This window comes from Candidatus Krumholzibacteriia bacterium (assembly GCA_035268685.1).
In the GTDB taxonomy this organism is placed as follows: Bacteria; Krumholzibacteriota; Krumholzibacteriia; order JAJRXK01; family JAJRXK01; genus JAJRXK01.
Genome location: DATFKK010000045.1, coordinates 1 through 21,598 on the forward strand (window position 1 = coordinate 1; position 21,598 = coordinate 21,598).

At 68.3% G+C, this 21,598-nt stretch carries 22 protein-coding genes; 1 reads left to right on the plus strand and 21 read right to left on the minus strand.

Annotation, left to right across the window (positions count from 1 at the left end; all coding sequences use genetic code 11):
* From VKA86_05030 to VKA86_05125, 20 genes are all read right to left on the minus strand, one after another.
* Positions 1-227, minus strand: a 227-nt coding sequence (locus VKA86_05030; GenBank protein ID HKK70560.1) for a hypothetical protein, incomplete at its 3' end; no start/stop codon positions are given.
* A 56-nt stretch (positions 228-283) separates the two neighbouring features.
* On the minus strand, positions 284-1,366 hold the full coding sequence (locus VKA86_05035; protein ID HKK70561.1) for a sugar phosphate nucleotidyltransferase: 1,083 nt from the start codon (positions 1,364-1,366) through the stop codon (positions 284-286).
* Entirely contained in the window at positions 1,363-2,736 is a 1,374-nt protein-coding gene (locus tag VKA86_05040; GenBank protein ID HKK70562.1) for a phosphomannomutase/phosphoglucomutase, read from the minus strand. Before VKA86_05040 ends, VKA86_05035 begins: the two co-directional genes overlap by 4 nt.
* Positions 2,737-2,814: 78 nt before the next feature.
* Complete coding sequence (gene rplI, locus VKA86_05045) at positions 2,815-3,258, minus strand: 50S ribosomal protein L9 (protein ID HKK70563.1); 444 nt, start codon at positions 3,256-3,258, stop codon at positions 2,815-2,817.
* 10 nt (positions 3,259-3,268) lie between these two features.
* Complete coding sequence (rpsR, locus tag VKA86_05050; protein HKK70564.1) at positions 3,269-3,541, minus strand: 30S ribosomal protein S18; 273 nt, start codon at positions 3,539-3,541, stop codon at positions 3,269-3,271.
* A 3-nt stretch (positions 3,542-3,544) separates the two neighbouring features.
* Positions 3,545-3,913, minus strand: coding sequence for a 30S ribosomal protein S6 (rpsF, locus tag VKA86_05055; GenBank protein HKK70565.1), 369 nt, complete (start codon positions 3,911-3,913; stop codon positions 3,545-3,547).
* A gap of 183 nt (positions 3,914-4,096) precedes the next feature.
* On the minus strand, positions 4,097-6,172 hold the full coding sequence (locus tag VKA86_05060; GenBank protein ID HKK70566.1) for a sodium-translocating pyrophosphatase: 2,076 nt from the start codon (positions 6,170-6,172) through the stop codon (positions 4,097-4,099).
* 64 nt (positions 6,173-6,236) lie between these two features.
* Positions 6,237-6,839, minus strand: coding sequence for an aminoacyl-tRNA hydrolase (gene pth / locus VKA86_05065; protein HKK70567.1), 603 nt, complete (start codon positions 6,837-6,839; stop codon positions 6,237-6,239).
* A gap of 2 nt (positions 6,840-6,841) precedes the next feature.
* Positions 6,842-7,501 (minus strand): 50S ribosomal protein L25, encoded by a 660-nt coding sequence (locus tag VKA86_05070; GenBank protein ID HKK70568.1) that lies wholly within the window; start codon positions 7,499-7,501, stop codon positions 6,842-6,844.
* Between the two features lie 286 nt (positions 7,502-7,787).
* A complete protein-coding gene (locus VKA86_05075) occupies positions 7,788-8,729 on the minus strand; it encodes a ribose-phosphate pyrophosphokinase (protein HKK70569.1) in 942 nt (313 codons plus the stop codon).
* Positions 8,730-8,883: 154 nt separating this feature from the next.
* Entirely contained in the window at positions 8,884-9,225 is a 342-nt protein-coding gene (locus tag VKA86_05080; protein ID HKK70570.1) for a SpoVG family protein, read from the minus strand.
* 117 nt (positions 9,226-9,342) lie between these two features.
* On the minus strand, positions 9,343-10,224 hold the full coding sequence (ispE, locus tag VKA86_05085; GenBank protein ID HKK70571.1) for a 4-(cytidine 5'-diphospho)-2-C-methyl-D-erythritol kinase: 882 nt from the start codon (positions 10,222-10,224) through the stop codon (positions 9,343-9,345).
* Positions 10,221-11,255, minus strand: coding sequence for a hypothetical protein (locus VKA86_05090; GenBank protein HKK70572.1), 1,035 nt, complete (start codon positions 11,253-11,255; stop codon positions 10,221-10,223). Before VKA86_05090 ends, ispE begins: the two co-directional genes overlap by 4 nt.
* 52 nt (positions 11,256-11,307) lie before the next feature.
* Positions 11,308-12,189 (minus strand): decaprenyl-phosphate phosphoribosyltransferase, encoded by an 882-nt coding sequence (locus VKA86_05095; protein ID HKK70573.1) that lies wholly within the window; start codon positions 12,187-12,189, stop codon positions 11,308-11,310.
* A gap of 14 nt (positions 12,190-12,203) precedes the next feature.
* A complete protein-coding gene (locus tag VKA86_05100; GenBank protein HKK70574.1) occupies positions 12,204-13,721 on the minus strand; it encodes an undecaprenyl-phosphate glucose phosphotransferase in 1,518 nt (505 codons plus the stop codon).
* Positions 13,718-14,911: a glycosyltransferase gene (locus VKA86_05105; GenBank protein HKK70575.1), complete on the minus strand. Its 1,194-nt coding sequence runs from the start codon at positions 14,909-14,911 to the stop codon at positions 13,718-13,720. The genes VKA86_05100 and VKA86_05105 overlap by 4 nt, the downstream gene beginning before the upstream one ends.
* Positions 14,908-15,561, minus strand: a complete 654-nt coding sequence (locus VKA86_05110; GenBank protein ID HKK70576.1) for a regulatory protein RecX — start codon at positions 15,559-15,561, stop codon at positions 14,908-14,910. Before VKA86_05110 ends, VKA86_05105 begins: the two co-directional genes overlap by 4 nt.
* 2 nt (positions 15,562-15,563) lie before the next feature.
* On the minus strand, positions 15,564-16,718 hold the full coding sequence (gene recA / locus VKA86_05115) for a recombinase RecA (protein HKK70577.1): 1,155 nt from the start codon (positions 16,716-16,718) through the stop codon (positions 15,564-15,566).
* A gap of 277 nt (positions 16,719-16,995) precedes the next feature.
* Positions 16,996-17,559 (minus strand): RNA 2',3'-cyclic phosphodiesterase, encoded by a 564-nt coding sequence (gene thpR / locus VKA86_05120; GenBank protein HKK70578.1) that lies wholly within the window; start codon positions 17,557-17,559, stop codon positions 16,996-16,998.
* A gap of 73 nt (positions 17,560-17,632) precedes the next feature.
* On the minus strand, positions 17,633-19,318 hold the full coding sequence (locus tag VKA86_05125) for an NAD-binding protein (protein ID HKK70579.1): 1,686 nt from the start codon (positions 19,316-19,318) through the stop codon (positions 17,633-17,635).
* A gap of 160 nt (positions 19,319-19,478) precedes the next feature.
* Here VKA86_05125 and VKA86_05130 point away from each other — a divergent pair, with 160 nt between their 5' ends.
* A complete protein-coding gene (locus tag VKA86_05130) occupies positions 19,479-19,613 on the plus strand; it encodes a hypothetical protein (GenBank protein ID HKK70580.1) in 135 nt (44 codons plus the stop codon).
* A 257-nt stretch (positions 19,614-19,870) separates the two neighbouring features.
* On the opposite strand, the gene VKA86_05135 is transcribed toward VKA86_05130, so the two are convergent.
* A partial coding sequence (locus VKA86_05135; protein ID HKK70581.1) for a FlgD immunoglobulin-like domain containing protein occupies positions 19,871-21,598 on the minus strand: 1,728 nt, incomplete at its 5' end.

A 21,598-nucleotide genomic window follows, 5' to 3' on the forward strand; every position in this document is an offset into this window, starting at 1 on the left:
CGCGCCTTCTCGCCGGGCGAGAGGTTGTCGTAGCGGAAGTCGAAGTAGGCCTGTGTGATCTCGAGGTCGCCGACCCGGGCGATCACCGGGCTGAAATCACCTCCGGGCCCCTCCCATTCCGCGCCTCCGGACTCGGACGCGGTCTCGGTGCCTCCCCCACATCCGACCGCCAGCAACGCGGTGGCGAGCAGGCCGGTGGACACGAACAGATGCAGATGGCTTCGCACGTTGCATTCCTCCGATGCGGGCCGACCGGGCATGGCGGCCCGGACGACGGGAATCCTCAGAGATAGGAATCGAGGCCCTCGACCTCGAGGCGTTCGAGCAGCCTCTTGACGTCCTGCGAGCGGTCCACCGGACAGACCATGGTGACCCGATCCGTGCTGACCACGACGAGATCCTCGACGCCGATCAGCGCCGTCAGCCGATCTTCTCCGTGCACCACGTTCGAGGCCGCGTCGACCGCGACCACCCGGCCGCGGAAGGCATTGCCTTCGGAGTCGTGCGGCCAGAGATCGCGCATGGCAGCCCAGTGCCCGACGTCGTTCCAGCGGAACGTAACCGGCAGCACGACCACGTCGTCGGCCTTCTCCATGAGCGCGTAGTCGATCGAGATCGACGGGACCGACTCGTAGGCCTTCTGGAACGCGGGCCCGAAGGCCTCGGTTCCCGGTCGCGCGGTGCCGGCCAGCTCCCGCAGGGGCCCGACGACGCCGGGAGCGTGCTCCTGCAGTCCGGCGGCCACGACCGAGGCACGCCACACGAACATGCCGCTGTTCCAGAGATGGCGCCCCGAGGCCAGGTAACTCTCGGCCGTCTGCAGGTCGGGCTTCTCGCGGAAGGCCGCCACGCGCAGCGCCTCGGCCGCGCCCTCCACCGCTGCGCCCGTCTCGATGTACCCGTAGCCGGTCTCGGGCCGATCGGGGCGGACGCCGAAGGTGATGAGATGCTCGCCGTGGCGCGCCATATCGAAGGCCTCGCCCAGGCGCTCGCGGAACTGGGTCGCCGGGGTGATCAGATGGTCGCTCGGGAGTACGGCGAACGGCACGTCCTCGCCGCGCTCGAGCAGAAGGGTTGCGGCCAGAGCGACCGCCGGCGCGGTGTTGCGCCCCGTGGGCTCGGCCAGGACCTGCGCGGGGGGGATCTCCGGCACGACCTCGCGAACCGCGTCCACGAGGTCCGCGCTCGTGATGACCCACTGGTTCTCGGGCGGGACCAGTGGCTCCAGGCGCTCGCAGGTGAGCGCCAACAACGAGCCCTGGCCGGTGAAGTCCAGCAGCTGCTTGGGACGCTCGCGTCGCGACAAGGGCCAGAAACGGGTTCCACGTCCGCCCGCGAGGACGAAGGCGTGCGGAGCCCCGCTCATGCCCCCGCGTCTCCGACCTCGGCCCGCGCCTTCGCGATCGCATCCTCCATCCGATCGCGGTAGGCGCCGAGGGTCTCGGCGTCATCCGCTTCGACCCTCATCACGAGCGCCGGTTGCGTGTTGCTCGCCCGGACCAGCCCCCAGCCCTTGTCGAAGGTCACACGGACACCGTCGATGTCGACGATGGGAGCCCGCCCGCGGAAGTGCTCGCGCACGCGATCCACGACCTCGAATTTCACGGCATCGGGACAGTCGACCCGGATCTCCGGCGTTGCGTGCAGAGTGGGAACGTCGGCGAGCAACTCGCTCAGAGGTCGGTCGTGACGCGCCACGATCTCGAGTAGACGCACGGTCGCGAAGAGCGCGTCGTCGAAGCCGTACCAGTTCTCGCCCAGGAACAGGTGACCGCTCATCTCGCCGGCCAGTGGCGCACCCGTTTCCTTCATCTTCTGCTTGATCAGCGAGTGGCCCGTCTTCCAGATCATGGCCTCGCCGCCCGCCGCGTTCACGGCGTCGGTGAGCGTCTGGCTGCACTTGACGTCGTGGATCACCGTCGCCCCCGGCGAGCGCTCCAGCAGGTCGCGCGCGAAGAGCACGAGGAGGCGATCGCCCCAGAGGATCTCGCCACGATCGTCGATCACGCCGACCCGGTCGGCGTCACCGTCGTACGCCATCCCGAACTCCAGACCGTCGTCGACGACACGCCGGCGAAGATCCTTCAGGTACTCGGGAATGGTCGGGTCTGGGTGGTGGTTCGGGAAGGTGCCGTCGGGTTCGTCGAAGAGCGCCACCGGTTCCTGCCCGAGGGCGGCGAACAGGCGGGCGGCCACGAGCGACGCCGCGCCGTTGCCACTGTCGTAGGCGAAGCGCACCGGTCGATCGATCGAAACCTTCGATCGGACGTCCTCGACGTAGGGACCGAGCACGTCGCGTTCGCCCGAGGACCCTTCACCCGTCTCGTAGTCCTCGGCCTCGATCAGTCGCCGCAGATCCTGGATCTGCTCACCGAAGAAACTGCCGCCGTGGAGGACGAGTTTGAAACCGTTGAACTCGGGAGGATTGTGGCTGCCGGTGATGACGACACCGGCCTGTTCCTCGCCGGTGGCCTGGGCGTGGTAGAACACACCCGTGGGTGCCGCTCCGTAGTCGACGACGTCGCAGCCGGTCGATCGCAGCCCGCGTACGAGCTGATCACGGAGTTCGACCCCGCTGGGCCGGACGTCGCGGGCGACCCCGACCCGGGTCGCGCCCGCGCGCCGAAAGGCCGTGCCGAGCGCGCGGCCGAGCGCCAGGACGAAGTCCGGTCGGAGATCGGTGTCCACGACACCACGAACGTCGTACTCGCGGAAGATGTGCGCCGGGACCGACATCTTCGTCTCCCTGGTGTGGGACCCTTCGAACCGTCGGCGCCGGCGTCGCCCCTCGACGACCCCGGCACCGAACACGATCTACGGACGCTCGATCCAGACCTGGACCTCGGCCGTCACGTCGCGGTGCAGCTTCACCGGAACGGTGTAGTTGCCCAGCGCACGCAGCGGTTCGTCCAACATCACGTGCTTGGCCTCGACCGTATGACCCTTCTCGACCAGGGCCGAGGCGATCATCTGGGCCGTGACACTGCCGTAGAGCTTGTCCTCGTCACTGGCCGCGGCCGAGATCTTCACCGCGACGTCCTTCATGGACTCGGCGAGTTCCTCGGCCGACTTGCGGTCGCGGTCGTCACGAGCCTCGAACGCAGCCAGACGGATCTCGAGTTCCTTCTTCTTCGCGGTGTCCGCACGAACGGCCAGGCCCTCAGGGAACAGGTAGTTCCGGGCGTATCCGTTCGCGACGTTCACGGTCTCGCCGCGACGGCCGACCTTGTCGACGTCGTGCAGCAGGATGATCTGCATGGTCGGCCCCCTAGCGGTAGTATTCCTTCACGAACGGGAGCAGGGCGAGGTGGCGGGCCCGCTTCACGGCCTTGGCCAGCTCACGCTGCATCTTCGGCGAGGTGCCGGTGTTGCGACGCGGCGAGATCTTCCCGCGCTCGCTCACGAAACGTCGCAGCAGATCGATGTCCTTGTAGTCGATCGCCACGATCGCGTTCTCCGTGAACCAGCACTTCTTGGGCTTTCCACCCCGCCGATCCGCGCGCTTCTTCTTGCGACGGTTGTCACGCTTGCGACTGGCCATGCTCTACTCCTCCTCTTCCTCTTCGCCGGCACCTTCGGCGCTCAGCTTGCCGCGCTTGGCCTGGCTGGCGCGATTGCGCTCGGCCCATTGCTCGTCGACCACGATGAGGTGACGGAGCACCTTGTCGTCGAGGCGCAGGTCGCGATCGGCCGCGACCACGAGCGAGTTGTCGGCGGTGAACTTGAGCAGATGGTAGTCGCCGTTGGTCTGCTTCTCGATCGGATAGGCCAGCTCGCGGCGACCCCAATGGTCGTGGAGCTGCACCTCGCCTCCGTGCTCGGTGACCGAGCTCTGGAAGCGCTCGACGATCGCCGTGGCGTCGGCTTCCGAGATCCCCGGATGCAACACCATGACGCACTCGTACTTCTGCACGCTTGGCCCTCCCTGTGGACTCAGGCGGCCCGGCTCGACCTCCGCGACGTCGCGGCGATGCGTCCGGGCAGGGACGGATGGCCGGCCGCTCGCCCCCGAGGGGGTCTGCGACCGAGCCGTCCAGTGTAGAGCGCCGTCACGGCGCTCGCAAGACGGGACGGGCGCACGGCCCGCCCCGGAGAACTAGCCGACGAACCAAGGCAGGAAAACCAGTGCCACCACGGTCATCAGCTTCACCAGGATGTTGAGCGAGGGGCCCGAGGTGTCCTTGAAGGGATCACCCACGGTGTCGCCGACCACGGCCGCCTTGTGGGCCTCGCTGCCCTTGCCGCCGTACTCGCCACCCTCGATGTACTTCTTCGCGTTGTCCCAGGCACCGCCGGCATTGGCCATGAAGATGGCCATCATCACGCCCGTGACCAGTGCACCGGCCAGGAGGCCGCCGAGCGCCTGCACACTCCACAGACCGACGACGATCGGTGCCGCCACGGCCATCAGACCGGGCACGACCATCTGCCGCAGCGACCCCTCGGTCGAGATGGCCACACACCGTGCAGCGTCCGGCGCGGCCTTGCCCTCGAGCAGACCGGGGATGTCGCGGAACTGCCGACGGATCTCGTCGACCATCTTGTTCGCGGCCTTGCCCACCGCCCGCATGGTGAGCGCGCTGAACAGGAAGGGCAGGAACCCACCGATGAGCAGGCCGAGGATCACGTCGGTGCTGTTGATGTTCAGGTTCAGACTGCCCGTGCTGTCGAGCAGGTCAGGCGCTCCGGAACCGGCGAGGAGTTGACCCGCACGGGTGCAGAAGGCATTGAACAGGGCCAGCGCGGTGAGTGCCGCCGATCCGATCGCGAATCCCTTGCCGATGGCGGCCGTGGTATTGCCCACCGCGTCGAGCGCGTCGGTGCGATTGCGGACCTCGGGCTCCAGCTCGGCCATCTCGGCCAGGCCGCCCGCGTTGTCGGCCACCGGACCGTAGGCGTCGATGCCCAGCGAGATCCCCAGAGTGCTCAGCATGCCGACCGCGGCCAGGGCCACGCCGTACACTCCGCCGAGCATATGGGCCACGAAGATTCCGATGCAGATCATGACCACCGGCAGCGCCACCGATTCCATGCCCGTGGCCAGACCGTGGATGATGTTCGTCGCACTGCCCGTCTGGCTCTGCTCGGCGATGTTCTGCGCCGGCTTGGTCTCGGTGCTCGTGTAGTACTCGGTGATCTTGCCGATCGCCACCCCCACGATCAGGCCGGCGGCGATGGCGCCGAAGAGGTTCACACCACTCACGCCCTCGGGGAAGCTCATGGTGGAGATCATGAGGTAGCCACCGATCAGGACCACCACCGACGCGACGATCAGACCGATGAACAGGGCGTTGTGCACGCCCTCCTCGCTCTTGGCCCTCACGAAGAAGGTCCCGATGATCGAGGAGACGATTCCCAGAGCCGCGATACCGAGCGGCAGCAGCACCATGCTGCTCATGAACTCCTGGCCCGCGTACAGGAAGGCCCCCAGGGTCATGGTGGCGATCAGGGATCCCACGTAGCTCTCGAAGAGGTCGGCCCCCATACCGGCGACGTCGCCGACGTTGTCGCCGACGTTGTCGGCAATGGTGCCGGGGTTGCGCGGGTCGTCCTCGGGAATCCCGGCCTCGACCTTGCCCACGAGATCGGCGCCCACGTCGGCCGCCTTCGTGAAGATGCCGCCACCCACACGGGCGAAGAGAGCGATCGAGCTGGCGCCGAAGCTGAAGCCGAGGACGTGCTCGAGCACCTTGGCGCTGAAGCCCTCGCCGCCCGAGTACACCGTGGTGAAGATCACGACACCGAGCAGGGCCAGGCCGACCACGCTCATGCCCATGACCACACCGGAACTGAAGCTCACGCTCAGCGCCGGCATGAGACCACCGCGGGCGGCCTGCGTGGTGCGCACCGCGGCGCGGGTCGCCGTGTACATGCCGAACCATCCGGCCAGGGCGCTGGCCAGGGCACCGCAGACGAAGGAAATCGCAGTCCGCGGGCCGAGACCGCTGTCGCTCGGCGAAACGCCGATCGCGATCGCCACCACGACCACGAAGACCGCCAACCACTTGTACTCGGCGCTCAGGAAGGCCGCGGCGCCCTCCTGGACCTGCCGTGAGATGTCCTGCATGCGGTCGGACCCGGCGTCCTGCTTCATGATGCCCGTGAACTTCACGAACGCGAAGATCAGGGCCAGCAGGCTCGCCGCGCCGGCAGCGATCAGGAAGGTGTCCATCGAATCGTCCTCTCTCGTGAACTCTGCGGGGACCAACCCGCGACCAGGGGAGCGCGCGCAGCGCCTAACCGTTGAATCGACTCATCGTCGCCTCGACCCCGTCGACGACCCAGCTGCGAACGGCCTCGGCCGCCCGTCCGAGCATCGACTCCACGTCGTCCCACTCGCCGTCGTCGAACTCCGACAGGACGTAGTCGGCGAGATCCTCGTCCTCCGGTGGCGGCCCGCACCCCAGGCGCAGACGGGCATACGCGCCGCTTCCGAGTCGTTCGTGGATCGACCGCAGTCCGTTGTGGCCGGCGTGCGCCCCCGAGCGGCGCACACGCAGCCGGCCCCGGTCGATCGCGACGTCGTCCACGGCCACCAGGATCCCGGGTCGCTCCAGACCTTCGCGTTCGAGGACCTGGGTCACGGCCAGCCCCGAGCGGTTCATGAAGGTCGTGGGACGGACCAGGACCAGGCGGTGGTCGCCGAGGTCACCCTGGCTGAGCAGGTAGTCGCCGCGCCCCGCGGAGGGCTTCCACCCCAGGTCGGCCTCGAGCCGGTCCAGGAGCATGAAGCCCAGGTTGTGGCGGGTGTGGCGGTACCGTGAACCGGGGTTCCCCAGGCCGAACACCACTCGATCGCCGTCCGCCACCGGTCCGGGACCGGGGGCGGGCGTGTCCACGACTAGCCTTCGCTCTCGGCGACGGGAGTCTCGCCCTCGCCCTCGGCAGCCTCGGCCTCTTCACCCTCGGCGAGTTCCTCCTCGCCCTCGGGCTCGACCTCGAGTTTGGTGCTGGCCACGCTGCAGATCGTCAGCTCCAGGTCGTCGACGACCTCGAAACCCTCGGCCGGCACGTCGCTCATGTGCAGAGCATCGTTGATGTGCAGATCCGAGATGTCGAGTTCGATGTCCTCGGGAATCTGCGTCGGCAGGACGCGAATGGTCACGTCGCGACGGCCCCAGCTCAACACACCACCCTCGAGCTTCACGCCCACCGGGGTGCCCTTGGCCGCGACCGGTACCGAAACCTCGACGGGCACGTTGAGGTCGATGGCCAGGAGGTCGAGGTGGACGATGTCGCGCGACACGGGGTGCCGCTGGATCTCCTTCACGATGGCCGCGTTGTCCCAGTCCGACCCCTCGAGGTCGAGACGGATCACGGCGTTGGACCCGGAGCGGGTCCCCAACGCCTTCCGCAGTTCGGCGGCGTCGACGCTGCACATGAAGGGGTCGGTCTCGTAGCCGTAGACGATCACGGGAACGCGATCGGCCTGACGGATCTTGCGGGCCACTCCCTTGCCCGCGCCCTCGCGCGGACGGGCGGCCAGATTCACGGTAGCCATGTGGTCTTCGTCCTCTGTTGGGTCGCGCCCGTCTCCGCGGGCGCGGAAATCCGCCGGACCCGGGCCGCGAGGCCCCGGCGACGGCGATTTCGTGGAACCGAAGGGAACGAGTGCCGGCGGCGGTACCGACCGCGTCCGGGAGGACGACGGAAGGGTGGCCGCGGCACAACCCGCGACATCCTAGTCGCACGACCCGGCCACCGCCAGCTTGGACCGGCGACCGGGAACGGAGGAGTCTACACGGATCGGAGCCGTGACGGAAGCCCCGGCTGCTCCGGCGAACCGCTCACAGGAACAGCGACGAGATGCTCTGCTCGAGGTGGATCCGCTTGATGGCCTCGGCCAGGAGCTGCGAGATGTCGAGCACCTCGATCTTCGCGCACTCGTCGTGACGGTCGAAGTGGATGGTGTTGGTCACGACGACCTCCCCGACCGGTGCCTCGTTCAAGCGGTCGAGCGCGGGGCCACTCAGCAGCGGGTGGGTCGCGCAGACGTCGACACGCTTCGCGCCCTGGTTCGCCACGAGCTCCTTGGCCGCGTCGCACATGGTCCCCGCGGTGTCGATCATGTCGTCGAAGATCACGACGTCGCGATCACGGACGTCCCCGATGAAGTTGACCACTTCGGCCTGGTTCGGCCGAGGGCGTCGCTTGTCGATGATGCTGAGCGTGGCCCCCAGTTGCTTGGCGAAGGCACGGGCCATCTTCACGGAACCGACGTCGGGCGCCACCACCGCCAGGCGGTCGAGGTCGCGAGCGTGCATGAAGTGCTCGAGCAGGACCGGTGCCGCGTAGAGGTGGTCCATGGGGATGTCGAAGAACCCCTGGATCTGCGCTGCGTGCAGATCCATGGTCAGCATCCGGTCGGCGCCGGACGTGGTGATGAGGTTCGCCATCAACTTGGCGGAGATCGGAACGCGCGGCTGGTCCTTCCGGTCCTGCCGGGCGTAACCGAAGTACGGAACCACCGCGGTGATCCGCTGCGCCGAACTCCTGCGTGCGGCGTCGAGCAACAGCAACAGTTCGAGGAGATTCTCGGCCGGGGGTTGCGTCGGCTGGATGATGAAGACGTCGGCGCCGCGAATGTTCTCCTGGATCTTCACCCGGAGTTCGCCGTCGCTGAAAGCGTGGATGTCGACGTCGGTCAGCGAGACGTCGAGGTACTTGCAGATCCTGACGGCGAGGTCCTCGTGACCTCGGCCCGAGAGCACTCGCAGACGTCGTCCCATCGGCACCGGTCTCGTCCTTCGGCTACGAGCGGGGCGAATCGCGTTCGAACCCTTGGAGCAGGAACACAGCGGATTCCCCGGCTCCGGAGAACCCGCGACGGCTCCCGCGGACCTTCCGAAGTCGGTTCGCAGGATCGATGTTCCGAGCTACGGATCAGTAGGCATCCTCTGCCGCGAACTCGCCTTGATCGCCATGATCCTCGCCGGAATCGTGTGCACCCTGCACCGCGCCCGCTCCCATGCGGGTGCGCTCTTCCTTGTAGGCGGTGATCACCGCCCCCTCGAGCCACTCGCGCGTCTCGCGGTTGATCGGATGGGCCACGTCCTGGAAGCTGCCGTCCTTGCGACGCCGCGACGGCATCGCAACGAAGGTCCCGTTCGCACCTTCGATGATCTTGAGACCACGGATCACGAGCATGCCATCGAGCGTGATGCTGGCAAAGGCCTTCAACTTCTCGTCGTCGCGAAGCGTGATGCGAATCTCGGTGATCTCCACCGCTCACCATCCCTCGAGCGTCGGCCCCCGGGTGTCAGCCGTTCGGCTGGTCCTCGGAACCCGGAAAGAAGTCTTCCGACCAACGATAAGGCACCGGGACGGAGCGGGAGCCGACCATCACGAGTCGATCAGAGTCACGCCATGACGTATCGGCCGGGCGATCCTCGTTGCATACCCCGTGGGTGACAGGCGTTCCCGGGCGCTTTCGGCTTCCTCGATCGTAGCGTAGACCGCGTAGACGGTGGGACCACTTCCGCTGAGCATCGCCAACCGCGGGCCGGTGTCGAGGAGCATGAGATGCAATCGACGGAGCTGCGGATGGGTCGGAAAGACGAAGTCTGCCAAACGGTTGTGACCAGGCCACATACGGTCGGGAAAGCGCGAGAGCAGGGCCTTGATCGTCTGGAGGTTAACTTTGGGTGTATGACGCGTCAACCCCATTCTCAGGCCCTCGTAGGCGTCTGCGGCGGACAACGACATGGGCGGAGTCACCAGCAGGAAGACACCCATTCCACTCGCATTCAACGGCGTCAATTGCTCGCCGATCCCGCGTCCGAGAGCCACACCACCGCGCAGGAAGAACGGCACGTCGGCCCCGAGCGTCGTGGCCATGTGCAGAACGTCGTCGTCGTCGAGGTCGAGTCCCCAGAGCCGCTGCACGGCGAGTAGCGTGGCGGCCGCGTCGGACGAGCCACCCCCGAGACCGGCCGCCACGGGAATCGTCTTGTCGATGTGGATCGAAGCACCCGCGCGGACACCGGTACGGTTTCGCACCATCTTCGCTGCGCGGTGACAGAGGTTGGTCCGATCGTTCGGCACGCCGGGTTGCGCGCACGTCACGTGGATCGGACCGTTCGTCGCCTCGAACGTGATCGTGTCGTACAGGTCGAGCGCCTGGAAGATGGTCTCGATCTCGTGGTAGCCGTCCTCGCGCTGGTACAACACCTCGAGGTGGAGATTCACCTTGGCCGGTGTGCGCGCGACGATCTTCTCCCTCATGCTCCCCCGATCCGCGGGCGGCCCGCCCGGCGATAGTCCTCGTCCAGTCGCCCCCAAGGGGTGCGTTCGTAGGTGCGGATCCATCCACGACGGCGCAGACGCCCGAGCCAGCGCGCGGGATCGAAGCGACGCAGCCACTCCGCCGCGGCGCGCCCGGTTCCACGACGGATCGCCAGCGCGCGTCCGCCGTGGGGCGTGGTTCCCGCGGTGGCCGACAGATCGAGCCCTCCACCGGTCACTTCGATCGAGCCCGGTGTCAGCTCCCGGCGCGTGGCCTCGGCCAGGCCACGCAACCACGGAATACGCTCGGGGTCGTATCCCAGAACACGCGCGGCGACGGCATCGAGCGTGACGGGATCGGACCCGGCCAGCAGCAGGTCGTGAACGACCGGCGGCCGTCCGGGATCCCTGGCACCGCAAACCGTGGCGTCGAGAAGGTGCACCGTGCCGGCGAAGACGGCGTCGTGGAGCTGCATCGATTCGATCATGGTCTGTGGATCGCGGCGATGCAGTTCGTCCGGTCGGGCCACCGTGCGCAGCGCACCGTCGACGGCTCCGCGAAGACCGAGATCCGGATCCCGGACCAGCGCTCCGCAACGGATCAGGTCGCGGCCCGCCAGATCGGCGTCGACGCTGGGATCGACTGCCCGCTGTCCGCGCAACCACGGCAGGTCGACGTCGGGAACCGTACGCCGGCTTTCCTCCCCTTCGGGCACGAGCGTCTCTGCTCCCAGACCGTGCCGAGCCAGGACACGCGCAACCGCTTCGTCCGCCGTCCGCTCCGGATCCCAGCCGATCGAACCCACGCGCGGTCGGTCCGTGCCGGCTCGATCGACCATCAGTGACAGAACGGCGTCCAGGGTCCATGGCGGAGTGGCGGTCCCGGGTCCCGTCCGCGGGGTGTCGAAGATCACCCACGTCCCCAGCGTCGAAGGTGCGCGACGCGTCCGCAGAAGACGCAGCGCGCGCGCCACGTCTTCGCCCACAGTTTCCGGCTGGGTACGGATCGCGACGACGCGGGATCGTGGCATGGCGACTCCTCCTCCTCTCGCTGGTGCGGGTACGGCGACGACCGGGCTCGGCTCATCCACCGTAGACGATCCAGACGACCACAAGCACCCAAAGCACGACGGTCGTACTGATCGAACGATCGGTCAGGAGCATCTCCGAAGGATCGCCACCCTTGTCCTCTTCGGTCACCAGGTACAGATACCGCGTGAGGCCGAAGAACACGAAGGGCACGGTGTAGACCAGGGCCTCGGTGCCGAAGTTCTCCACCGTGTCGGGCCAGATCGTGTAGATGGAATAGCAGAGGACGGTGATCGCCACCGTCACCGTGGTCAAACGGTCCACGAGTTCCACGCTGTAGGCGCGCAGCACCCGGCGGTGCTCGTGCGACACGGACTTCAATTCGTGCCGACGTTTTCCCAGACCCAGGAACAACGACAGGAAGAAGGTGCAGAGCAGCAACCAGGGCGAGATCCGTACGTCGGTCCCCGCGCCGATCAGGACCTCGGCCCCGGCCAGGGCGCGCAGGACGAAGCCGGTGGAGATCGCGATGACGTCGAGCAGGACCTTCGAACGCAGGACGAAGCTGTACAACGCGTTCAACAGGACGAATGCCACGGAGGTCAGCAGGAAGCCCTGCCCCAACCACGCCGCCACCGTCAGTCCACCGGCCAGCAGTACGGCCAGACCGATCACCGCATTCGTGACCGACAGGCGACCCGAGGCGATCGGTCGCAGACTCTTCTTCGGGTGGACGCGGTCCTTGTCGCGATCCTTCAGGTCGTTGAGCACGTAGACGAAACCGCTCAGCCCACAGAACACCAGGAATCCGACCGTGGTCCGCACGAGCAGATCGGTCTGGGTGAGGTTCATCGAGAAGATCAGCGCGGCGAAGACCACGAGGTTCTTCGTCCACTGCTGCGGACGCATGCTGCGCAGGAGTTCGAAGGCTGCCATGGTCCCGGATCCGATCAGTAGGCGTTCTCGCCGCGCAGGACGTGCACGACGGTACGGAGCAGGATTTGCAAGTCGAGGGCCAGCGACCAGTTCTCGACGTAATAGAGATCGTACAGCGTTCGGACCTCGATCGGCGTGTTCCCGCGCAGTCCGTGGACCTGCGCCCAACCCGTCAGGCCACTGCGCACACGGTGACGTTCGAGGTACCGCGGAATGCGTCCCTGGAAGTCGTCGACGAAGATCTCGCGCTCGGGACGAGGTCCGACCAGGCTCATGTCGCCCTTGATCACGTTCAGGAACTGCGGGAGCTCGTCGAGACTGTAGCGCCGCAGGAACGATCCGATGGGGGTGCGGCGCGGGTCGTTCTCCTGGGTCCACACCGGCCCCGAGTGGGCCTCGGCGTCGACCCGCATGGTCCGGAACTTCAGCATGCGGAAGGTGCGGTTGTCGCGTCCCAGTCGCTCCTGACCGTAGAAGACCGGCCCCGGCGAGGTGACCTTCACCGCAACCGCGATCGCCAGCATGAAGGGCGAGGCCAACAGAAGCAGAACAGAGGAGCCGACCAGGTCGAAGGCCCGCTTGACGATGCGATCCATGCCCGAAAGGCCCGTTTCGCGCACACTGATGAACGGGACCCCGGCGATCTCGCGCAGGCGCATGCGGCTGGCGTGCAGCCGCTTCATGTCGGGCACGAACTGCACGTCGACACTGCGGTCGCCCAGCCGTTCGGCGATCTCGGTCACGCGCCGGAGCTGCCGGAAGGGAAGCGTGAGCAGGACGAGGTCGACGGAGTGCTCGTCGACGATGCGATCGATCGCGTCGACCGGGCCGAGGACCGCCAGGTGGCGCCCCGAGTCGTCACTGCTTCCGTCGGAATCGCCGTCGGGATCCTCGTCGACCACCTGTCCGACCGGCTGCAGTCCGAGCTCGGGCTGGGCGTCGAAGGTCTCGAGCAAGCGGCCACGCATGGACGTGGCCCCGAGGAAGAGCACGCGGACTGCACCCATCCCCTGCCGCAACCAACGTCGTAACCACGCCCGCGCCATGGCCCGCCCCAGCGTGAGGAAGAGCAGGCTGAGCGTGAAGAAGATCGCGAAGAAGGTCCGCGAGTAGCTGGCGCTGCGCACGAAGAAGGCCAGCGCGAGCACGACGAGACTACCCACGACCACGCCACGGATCAGTCCCTCGATGTCGTCGACGAGGGACTTGGTGCGGCGCGGATCGTACAGACCGTTCTGGTAGAAGATCCCGGCCCAGATCACCAGTAGAGCGAAGCTGGTGAACAGGTATTGACCGTACGGTGGGATCCCGAGCGGCGACGCCATCCACCCGCTGAGGAAGCGGATGGCGTAGGTCAGTTGGAAGGCAGCCTCGAGCATGAAGAGGTCGACGGCGAGCAGGACCGCCGGGAAGATCAGGTCCCCACGCTTCCCGACCCGCTGCCGGGCCTCGGCTCGCTGCCTCTCCTCTTCGGTCACCGTCGGGTCCGTCGCCGGCCGCGTCGGGCGCGCGGCGGCAGGTTCGGCCTTCACGATTCCCGGTCCCTCCCGGTCGTGCGCTTCGGGCCCTCGTCTGCGATCGCCCGGGCCACGACGTCGACGTAGCGCTCGACGAACCGACCCTCGGCGAATCCCTCGGCCCACGTCCACATGACCCGCCGGTCCCAGACGTCGCCGCGCGCCTCGAAGTCGTCGAGCGCGGCCTCCAGGGCCTCGGCTCCCCCGCCCTCGTACAGGACGCCGTTCTCCCCGTCGCGGACCGAGTCGAGCACACCGCCGACTCCTCGCGCCACCACCGGCAGACCGGCGGCGGTCGACTCGACGGGCGTGATCCCGAAGTCCTCGATCCCCGGGAACAGGAAGGCCCGGCGCCGGGCCATCAGTCCGGGGAGTTCGTCGTCGGGCACGAAACCCAGGAACCGGATCCGATCGGTGGCACCCAGGTCCCGGACGCGGGCCTTCAGGGCGGCTTCCTCCGGTCCGGTACCGGCGACGTCGAGCCGGCGCCCCGTACGGGCACAGGCCTCGACCGCGTGATCGATGCGTTTGTACGGCACCAGGGCCGACACGGCAAGGTAGCGATCCTCGCGCTCCGGCGCCGGTTCCGGGGGCCGAAAGCGTTCGACGTCGACCGGCGGGACCACGACCTCCACCCGGTCGGGGTCGACCTCGTAGAAGCGGAGGATCCGGTCTCGGACGAAGTGGCTGTTGGCGATCCAGCGGTCGACGCGGTCGACGGTCTCGCGGTCCCAGTGGCGCAGACGGGCCGCCTCGCGCTCGATCAGCCAGCGCCGGGGGCCTGTCCAGTGGCCGAAGTAGTCGTCGAAACGGTCCCATACGTAACGCATGGGCGTGTGGCAGTAGCAGACGTGCACCGCGCCGGGAGCCGCGCGGGCTCCCTTGGCGACGCAATGGCTGGTACTGAGCACGAGATCGTAGTCCGACAGGTCCAGGCGGTCGATCCAGCCCGGGAAGAACGGCAGCAGCCAGCGGTAGTAGTCCTCCACGCCGGGCAAGCGGTTCAGCCAGGAGGCGCGAACGCGACGGTTCTCGATGGTCGGACGCGTCGAGCCAGGGACGTGGATCAGCGTGTAGAGGTCGGCCCGCGGACTCAGACCGGCGATCGCGTCGAGCACCTTCTCGCCCCCGCGGTACCCTGTGAGCCAGTCATGGACCAACGCGACCCGGCCGTGATCGTCGAGGGGCGCTCCGGCGGCATTCACTCCACGGCTCCCGGGGCATCGGGGTCGGCGGCGAGAGCGGCGCGAGCGGTGGCCCCACCGAATCCGCGCTGCTGAAGGAAACGCAGGGCCCGCTGACGCTGGCGTTCGTCGTCGAGATCGAGCCGTCGCGAGGCCAGGGCACGACGCGCCTGCTCCAGCTCCGACTCGGGATCGAGGACGATACCGGATGCTTCACGGGCCAGCGACGCGTCGACCCCCTGCTGGCGGAGCCGCGCCTCGATCCAACGCCGACCGACACCCTTGCGCCGCACCGCTTGTTCGGCCCATGCCCGCGCGTAGGCGCGGTCGTCGACCAGCCCCTGCTCCTCGAAGCGATCGAGGACGATCTCGATCGCTTCGGGCTCGTGGTCACGGTCGCGGAGACGACGCCGAAGATCCGCCCGACAGCGGGGTCGCCGATCGAGCCAGTCGAAGACCTTGCGGGCGATCTCCTTGCGCGCGGCCGCTGCGTCGAGCCCCCTACGCTGGGCGTCGCTCAACACGAGGCCCGGGGTGATCCCCCGGGCCTCCGGAGCGTCGGGTGCGGTGATCAGCGTCGACCCGTCGTCGAGCTCGATCACCAGGGCCCTTCGTTCTTCGTCGGCGACGACACTCAGCACCGCCGCCCCGTTCGGAATCTCGGCGTCCACGCTCAGCTCGTGGCGGCCTTGCTCTTGGCCGTCCGTCCGCTCGCCTTGCCGTTGCCGGTGGCTTCGGCCTTGGCGTCGGCCTTGGCTTCGGTCTTGGCGTCGGTCCTGGCGTCGGTCTTGTCCTGGGCCTCTGCCTTCGAATCCTCGGCCTTCGGCTTCACGCCATAGTGCTCGAGGACCTGGTCCTCGATCTCGTGCCGCAGATCGGCGTTCTCCTTCAGGAACAGACGCACGTTCTCGCGGCCCTGGCCCAGGCGATCGTCCCCGTAGCTGAACCACGCGCCGCTCTTGCGTACGACGTCGGCTTCGACGGCCAGGTCGATCAGGTCGCCCTCACGGCTGATGCCCTCGCCGTAGAGGATGTCGAACTCGCACTTCTTGAACGGGGGAGCCACCTTGTTCTTCACCACCTTCACGCGCACGCGGCTGCCGGTGACGTTCTCGCCCTCGCTGATCGCGCCGATGCGTCGGATGTCCATGCGGATCGAGGCGTAGAACTTCAGGGCATTGCCGCCCGACGTGGTCTCGGGGTTGCCGAACATCACGCCGATCTTCATGCGGATCTGGTTGGTGAACATGACCATGGTGTTGGTCTTCTTGATCGCGCCGGTGAGCTTGCGCAGGGCCTGGCTCATGAGACGGGCCTGCAGGCCGACGTGACTGTCACCCATCTCGCCCTCGATCTCGGCGCGGGGGGTGAGCGCGGCCACCGAGTCGACCACGACGACGTCGACCGCACCGCTGCGGACGAGCATCTCGCAGATCTCCAGCGCTTGTTCGCCGGTGTCGGGCTGGCTCACCAGAAGGTTGTCGACGTCCACGCCCAGCTTGCGGGCATAGGTGGGATCGAGCGCGTGTTCGGCATCGATGAACGCCGCCACGCCACCCTTGCGCTGGCAGTTGGCGACGGTGCTCAGGCAGACGGTGGTCTTGCCGCTGCCCTCCGGTCCGAAGACCTCGACCACGCGGCCGCGCGGGAGACCGCCGATGCCGAGGGCGATGTCGAGGTTCAGGCTGCCGGTCGAAACGCTCTCGACCGGCTCGACCGCGCCGTCGTCACCGAGGCGGATGATGGAGCCCTTGCCGAACTGCTTCTCGATCTGGGCGCGCGTCAGCTCCAGTGCCTGGGCGCGCTCTTCGCGGGGATCTCTGGCCATGGGCGGATGCCTCTCGTTCACGTAGGGGTCCGGGAGGACCATGTTCGGATTCCGGACACGCGGGGACGCGCGCCGGGAGCTGCGACGGGAGGTGAGCCGGTCGGACTGGGGCCGCGAGCCGTGGGGCGGGCTCGCTGGGCATGGACCTTTTCGGATCGTGCGCTCCGGGGCGGGAGGTCGGGCCCCGGCGGCGGTCGATCCCGACCCGCTGCCGCGCGCGGCACACTAGCACGCGGGTCGGGCCGACGCAACAGGGTCGGCCGGCCACGCCGGCGGATCAGCGCCTCGGCCCGGACAGGCCCGTCGCGTGGCGCACCGTGTACAGCGGCCCCTCGGGCCGGAGCTGGCTCTCGATCAGTTCGACCTGTTCCACACGGAAGCGCCAGCGCCATGGCTCGAGCTCGCGCACGAGGGCTTCGGTGTCCTCGCGGTGCGGCGGCCGCTTCGGGCGCGCGATCGTCAGGTGCGGGCGCAGCGGCCGGTCCTCGACCTCGACACCCGCGTCGGCCAGGGCCCGGGCCTGCGCGCGGTGCATGGCGCCGAGCGCTTCGCGGCCTTCCGTCACGTCGATCACGAACACCCGCGGCCGCGCGGGCTTCGGGAAGGCGCCCAGACCGTGGAGTTCCAGGTCGAACGGCCCCACCGTCGCGGCGGCCGCGTCCACCGACGCGACCACCCGCTCGAGGTGCGCCGGCGGGACGTCGGCGAGGAAGACCAGCGTCAGGTGCATGCGCTCGGGTGCCGTCCAGCGGAGACGCGGACCCTCGCGCGCGGTCTCGAGCGTGGCGTGGACGTCGCGACGGACGTGCTCGGGCGGGACGATGGCGGAGAACAGACGCATGATGGACTCGCAGAGAGGATCGGAGGCAGGACCACGGAACGACCCCTTGGCGATCCCGACGGGAATCGACTCCTCACACGAAGGTCTTCAGGAACCGGCTCTGCCCCTCGGCGCTCCCGATCAGGATGATCTCGGCGTCGGCCGGCAGCGGCGTGGTCGGATCGAGCGTGACCTGGGTCTCGCCGTCGACCTCGAGGGCCACCACCGTGCATCCGGTGCGGCGGCGGATCCCGGCCTCGGCCATGGTCCTGCCGGCGAGCGAGGCGGGCATCCGGAACTTCAGGATGTCCAGACCCTCGGTGACCATCAGGCTGTCGCCCCGCTCGAGGTACTCGAAGATCGCGTTGGCGCCCAGCGACGCGTAGGACATGACGAAGTCCGCCCCGGCGCGATGGAGCGCGGAGATGCTGCGCCCCAGCGCGACCCGGCTGATGATCTGGATGTCCGGACGCAAGCGCCGGCAGTATATGGTGAGGTAGACGTTGATGTCGTCGTCGTGGGTCGTGATGATCACCGTGGGGGCGTCGTCGATGCCCGCCTCCTTGAGCACCTCCAGCTCGGCGGCGTTGCCGACGACGAACTCGTCGGACCCGGACGCCACCTCCGGATCCTGCTCGACGATGCGGTAGTCGAGCCCGCGTTCGGTCAGCATCCGCGCCGCGGAACGGCCCACACGTCCCCCACCGATGATCACCGTGGGAGCGTCCGAGGCCCGGTAGGTCTGGTACCGCTCGTCGAAGCGCTCGAGCTGCTCGCGCGTCCCGGCGAGGACCAGCACCGTGCTCTCGTGGAGGACCGACTCGGGCCGCGCGGTCTCGAACAATCCGCGTTCCCACACCCCGACGACGTTCAGTCCCAGATCCCGGCGCAGCCCGATCTCCTCGAGCGTGTGACCGACCATGGGCGTTCCGGTGACCGTGGCCTCGGCGATCTGCAGTTCGCCGTAGCGCCCCACCACGTGGGCCCGGCCGTCGCTCCCGTAGGTGCGCCGCGCCAGGGCCTGACCGAGCAGATCGGCCACCTGCAGCACGCACGAGCAGCCGGCCAGTTCGAGGATGTCGGCCGAGGCCGGATCGTCGGCCGTGGCCACGATCGACACCGTCTCGGTCAGCTCGCGCACCGTGAAGGCCACGTGGGTGTTCACGGCATCGCTGGCCGTCGTCGCGACCATGATCGCGCGGTCCACCCGCAGTCGCCGGTACACGTTCGGGTCGTCGAGGTCGCCCACGACGACGTTCAGTCCCTGGTCGTGCAGGCGCATCGCGTCGGCCAGGTTCGGCACGATCAGGAAGTAGGGAATCCGGTACTCGCCGAGCTCGCGGATCAGCGTGGTGGACACCCCGTCGTGGTGGGTCAGCAGCACGTGGCCCCGGGTACCCTCGGGCACCTTGCGCAGCGCGCGCGCCTCCGCCTGGGCCTCCATCCACGGGGCGTAGAAGAAGCGGATGAACGAGAACGGCAGCAGGATCAGCAGGTACACGGTCCCGGTCAGCAGGACCACCATCGAGAAGAAGCGGCCGAGGTCCGAGGTGAAGGTGATGTCGCCGAAGCCGAGCGTCGACATGACCGTCAGCGTCCAGTAGACGCCCGTGAACCAGCTGAAATCACGCCCTTCCCGCACCATCAGCACGTGGAAGATCACGCTGTAGAAGGCCACGATCGCCGCCAGCACCAGCAGCAGACGCCCGAGGGCGACCAGGTTGCGGCGGGTGGTGTCCTGCTTCAGGAAATGAGTGGTCTGAGCGACGAGGCTCTTCATGGGTCGGGCGACACCGCGCTTCGGTGGAGGAGGTCGTACGACGACGGCGGGGCGGAGTCTCCCCTACCCCACCGCCGAAGTCCACCGTGGGTGTATCGCGCGCGTACACCGAGACGGTCGATGCCACGTCGATCCCGACCGACCGCACTGCGGCGTCGAGATGATCCGCGTCGCCGTGATCCAGGACGTCGCGATCGTCGACCGGATCCTCGCCCACCTGCGCCGCATCGGCGGCAACGATCCGTGGGAAGGCACCGCGCAACGAGGTCCGTCGGTGGGTGTGCCTCCTGCGTGACCCACGTGAGTGCCTCCCGGTGGGCGCTGCGTGCATGTCGTTCGTGTCGACGGTGACGTGTCGGTGCGAGCCTGCTGGAATCGTCACCGCGATGACACACTCGAGCCCAAGAGGCTCCCGAACGTCTTCCGCAACGGTGTTCGGGAGGCCGGGGCAATCGCCGGGGAGCGTCGACATGCGTGGATCCAGCGTCGTCGCGGCCGGATGAGATGGGTGGTGGGGATCGATTCTCCCCGACCGATCGATCCGCATTCGTCTCACCGCACGATCGCCACCGCCCGCACCTCGTGCGCGCCGTCGCCGACCCTCAGCCGCGCGCGGTAGACTCCCGACGCGACCGCCGCCCCGGTCGCATCGGTCGCGTCCCACACCACCGCGTGGGGTCCGGCAACGCGCTCGCCGTCGACCAGCGTGCGCACCAGCCGTCCGCGGGCATCGAAGACCTGCAGACGCACCGGCGCACGGCGGGCGAGCGTGAAGTCCAGCGACGTCACGTTCGCCGTCGGATTCGGCCACCCACCGCGGAACTCCACCAGCACCGAGGAGCGCGCCCCGGGATCCGGCTCGACCGAGGTCGGATTCCGCGGCACGCAATCGGCACAACTCGTCTTGCCCTTGTCGTAGCCGACCTGTCCCCACCGCCGCGCCGGATCGGCGAGCGGCGTGGTCCCCATGTCGAGCGTGTGCACGGTCCACGCACCGACCACGACCATCTCGCTGGTGCCGTCGAGGTCCAGATCGCTCACCGCCGGGGCGAACACCTGGACGTCGGAGTACAGGTGCGGCCAGTCGCGCGGGATCTCGGCCTGGGCGGTGTTCACGTGCAGTTGCCCGACGTTGTCGCCGAAGACGATCTGCGGACGGTCGACGTTCGCTCGCGCCACGCGCGCCACCACCGGCTGGCCCACGGCCTCGTCCAGCCCCACGGGCAGCAGCGGATACCCGGGCAGCGCCGTACCGTCGGTCCCGATGGCGTATACCCGGCGGTCCACGCTGAAGGTCAGCGCGGGCTGACCCGGCGCGAGCACGTCGGCGATCACCACCGGCGACACCGGCTCGTCGATCGTCGTGTCGAAGGGGAAGACAGGATCGATGGCCACGCCCGTGTGGTGCATGGCGTGGACGAGGCCGCCCTGCAGCGGGACGAAGATCTCGAGATCGCCGTCGTCGTCGACGTCGGCCATGCTCACGCTGGCCGAGGGCTGGCCCGGCGGGGAGAGCACGCCGCGCAGGGTGCCGTCGGAGTTGAGCACCGCGACACCCGCGGTCAGGCCGACGACGACCTCGACGCCGCCGTCCCCGTCGACGTCGCCGACGGCCGGCCGGCCGACCACGACTCCCGTCGGTGCCACGAAGGGCCAGCTGCCCGGCCGCGTCGTCCCGTCGCGTCCGAGCACGGTGATCGTGGACCCACCGGCGGCGACCACCTCGGCCCGTGCGAATCCCGTGACCGGCGCGACACCGACGTTCATGTCACCACCCGACGGCACGTCGACCGGCCAGCCGGGCAGCGGCTGCAGTTCGTGATCGAATCCGAGCACGGTTCCCGCGATTCCTCCGACGAAGATCTCCAGGTCGCCGTCGTCGTCGACGTCGCCGAGCGCGGGAATCGACAGTGACGTCAGTCCGTAGACCTGACGCACGACCTCCGATCCGGCCGACGGCGCGTGCGGATAGACGTGCAGGTAGGTCGCGTTCCCCACGAATCGCGGGGCGCCGCTCGCGACCACGATCTCGCGGTCGCCGTCGCCGTCGAGATCGCCGACCGTGGGCGGGCCGAGATAGTTGCCCGTCGTCGACCACGGCGCATCGCCCTCGAGCACCCCGTAGCCGATGTCGTCGCGCCAGGTGGCGTTGTACCAGATGCGGTTGACCACGCTCGTCTGCACCTGGTAGGTGGCGGCGCGGGCGACGGCGGCCGTCTCCCCCGGCCGCGACGGGTCGCCGGCGACGCTCGGTGGAGTGGTCACCGAACCCAGGCCCGG

Coding starts and splice junctions, on each gene's coding strand:
- VKA86_05095 (HKK70573.1), bottom strand. CDS start 12,189: ATGGCAGCCTTCGAACTCCTGCGCAGCATGCGTCCGCAGCAGTGGACG.
- VKA86_05070 (HKK70568.1), bottom strand. CDS start 7,501: ATGGCTACCGTGAATCTGGCCGCCCGTCCGCGCGAGGGCGCGGGCAAG.
- VKA86_05125 (HKK70579.1), bottom strand. CDS start 19,318: ATGAAGAGCCTCGTCGCTCAGACCACTCATTTCCTGAAGCAGGACACC.
- rplI (HKK70563.1), bottom strand. CDS start 3,258: ATGCAGATCATCCTGCTGCACGACGTCGACAAGGTCGGCCGTCGCGGC.
- VKA86_05090 (HKK70572.1), bottom strand. CDS start 11,255: ATGCCACGATCCCGCGTCGTCGCGATCCGTACCCAGCCGGAAACTGTG.
- VKA86_05130 (HKK70580.1), top strand. CDS start 19,479: ATGATCCGCGTCGCCGTGATCCAGGACGTCGCGATCGTCGACCGGATC.
- recA (HKK70577.1), bottom strand. CDS start 16,718: ATGGCCAGAGATCCCCGCGAAGAGCGCGCCCAGGCACTGGAGCTGACG.
- VKA86_05035 (HKK70561.1), bottom strand. CDS start 1,366: ATGAGCGGGGCTCCGCACGCCTTCGTCCTCGCGGGCGGACGTGGAACC.
- rpsR (HKK70564.1), bottom strand. CDS start 3,541: ATGGCCAGTCGCAAGCGTGACAACCGTCGCAAGAAGAAGCGCGCGGAT.
- VKA86_05040 (HKK70562.1), bottom strand. CDS start 2,736: ATGTCGGTCCCGGCGCACATCTTCCGCGAGTACGACGTTCGTGGTGTC.
- thpR (HKK70578.1), bottom strand. CDS start 17,559: ATGCGTCTGTTCTCCGCCATCGTCCCGCCCGAGCACGTCCGTCGCGAC.
- VKA86_05060 (HKK70566.1), bottom strand. CDS start 6,172: ATGGACACCTTCCTGATCGCTGCCGGCGCGGCGAGCCTGCTGGCCCTG.
- VKA86_05075 (HKK70569.1), bottom strand. CDS start 8,729: ATGGGACGACGTCTGCGAGTGCTCTCGGGCCGAGGTCACGAGGACCTC.
- ispE (HKK70571.1), bottom strand. CDS start 10,224: ATGAGGGAGAAGATCGTCGCGCGCACACCGGCCAAGGTGAATCTCCAC.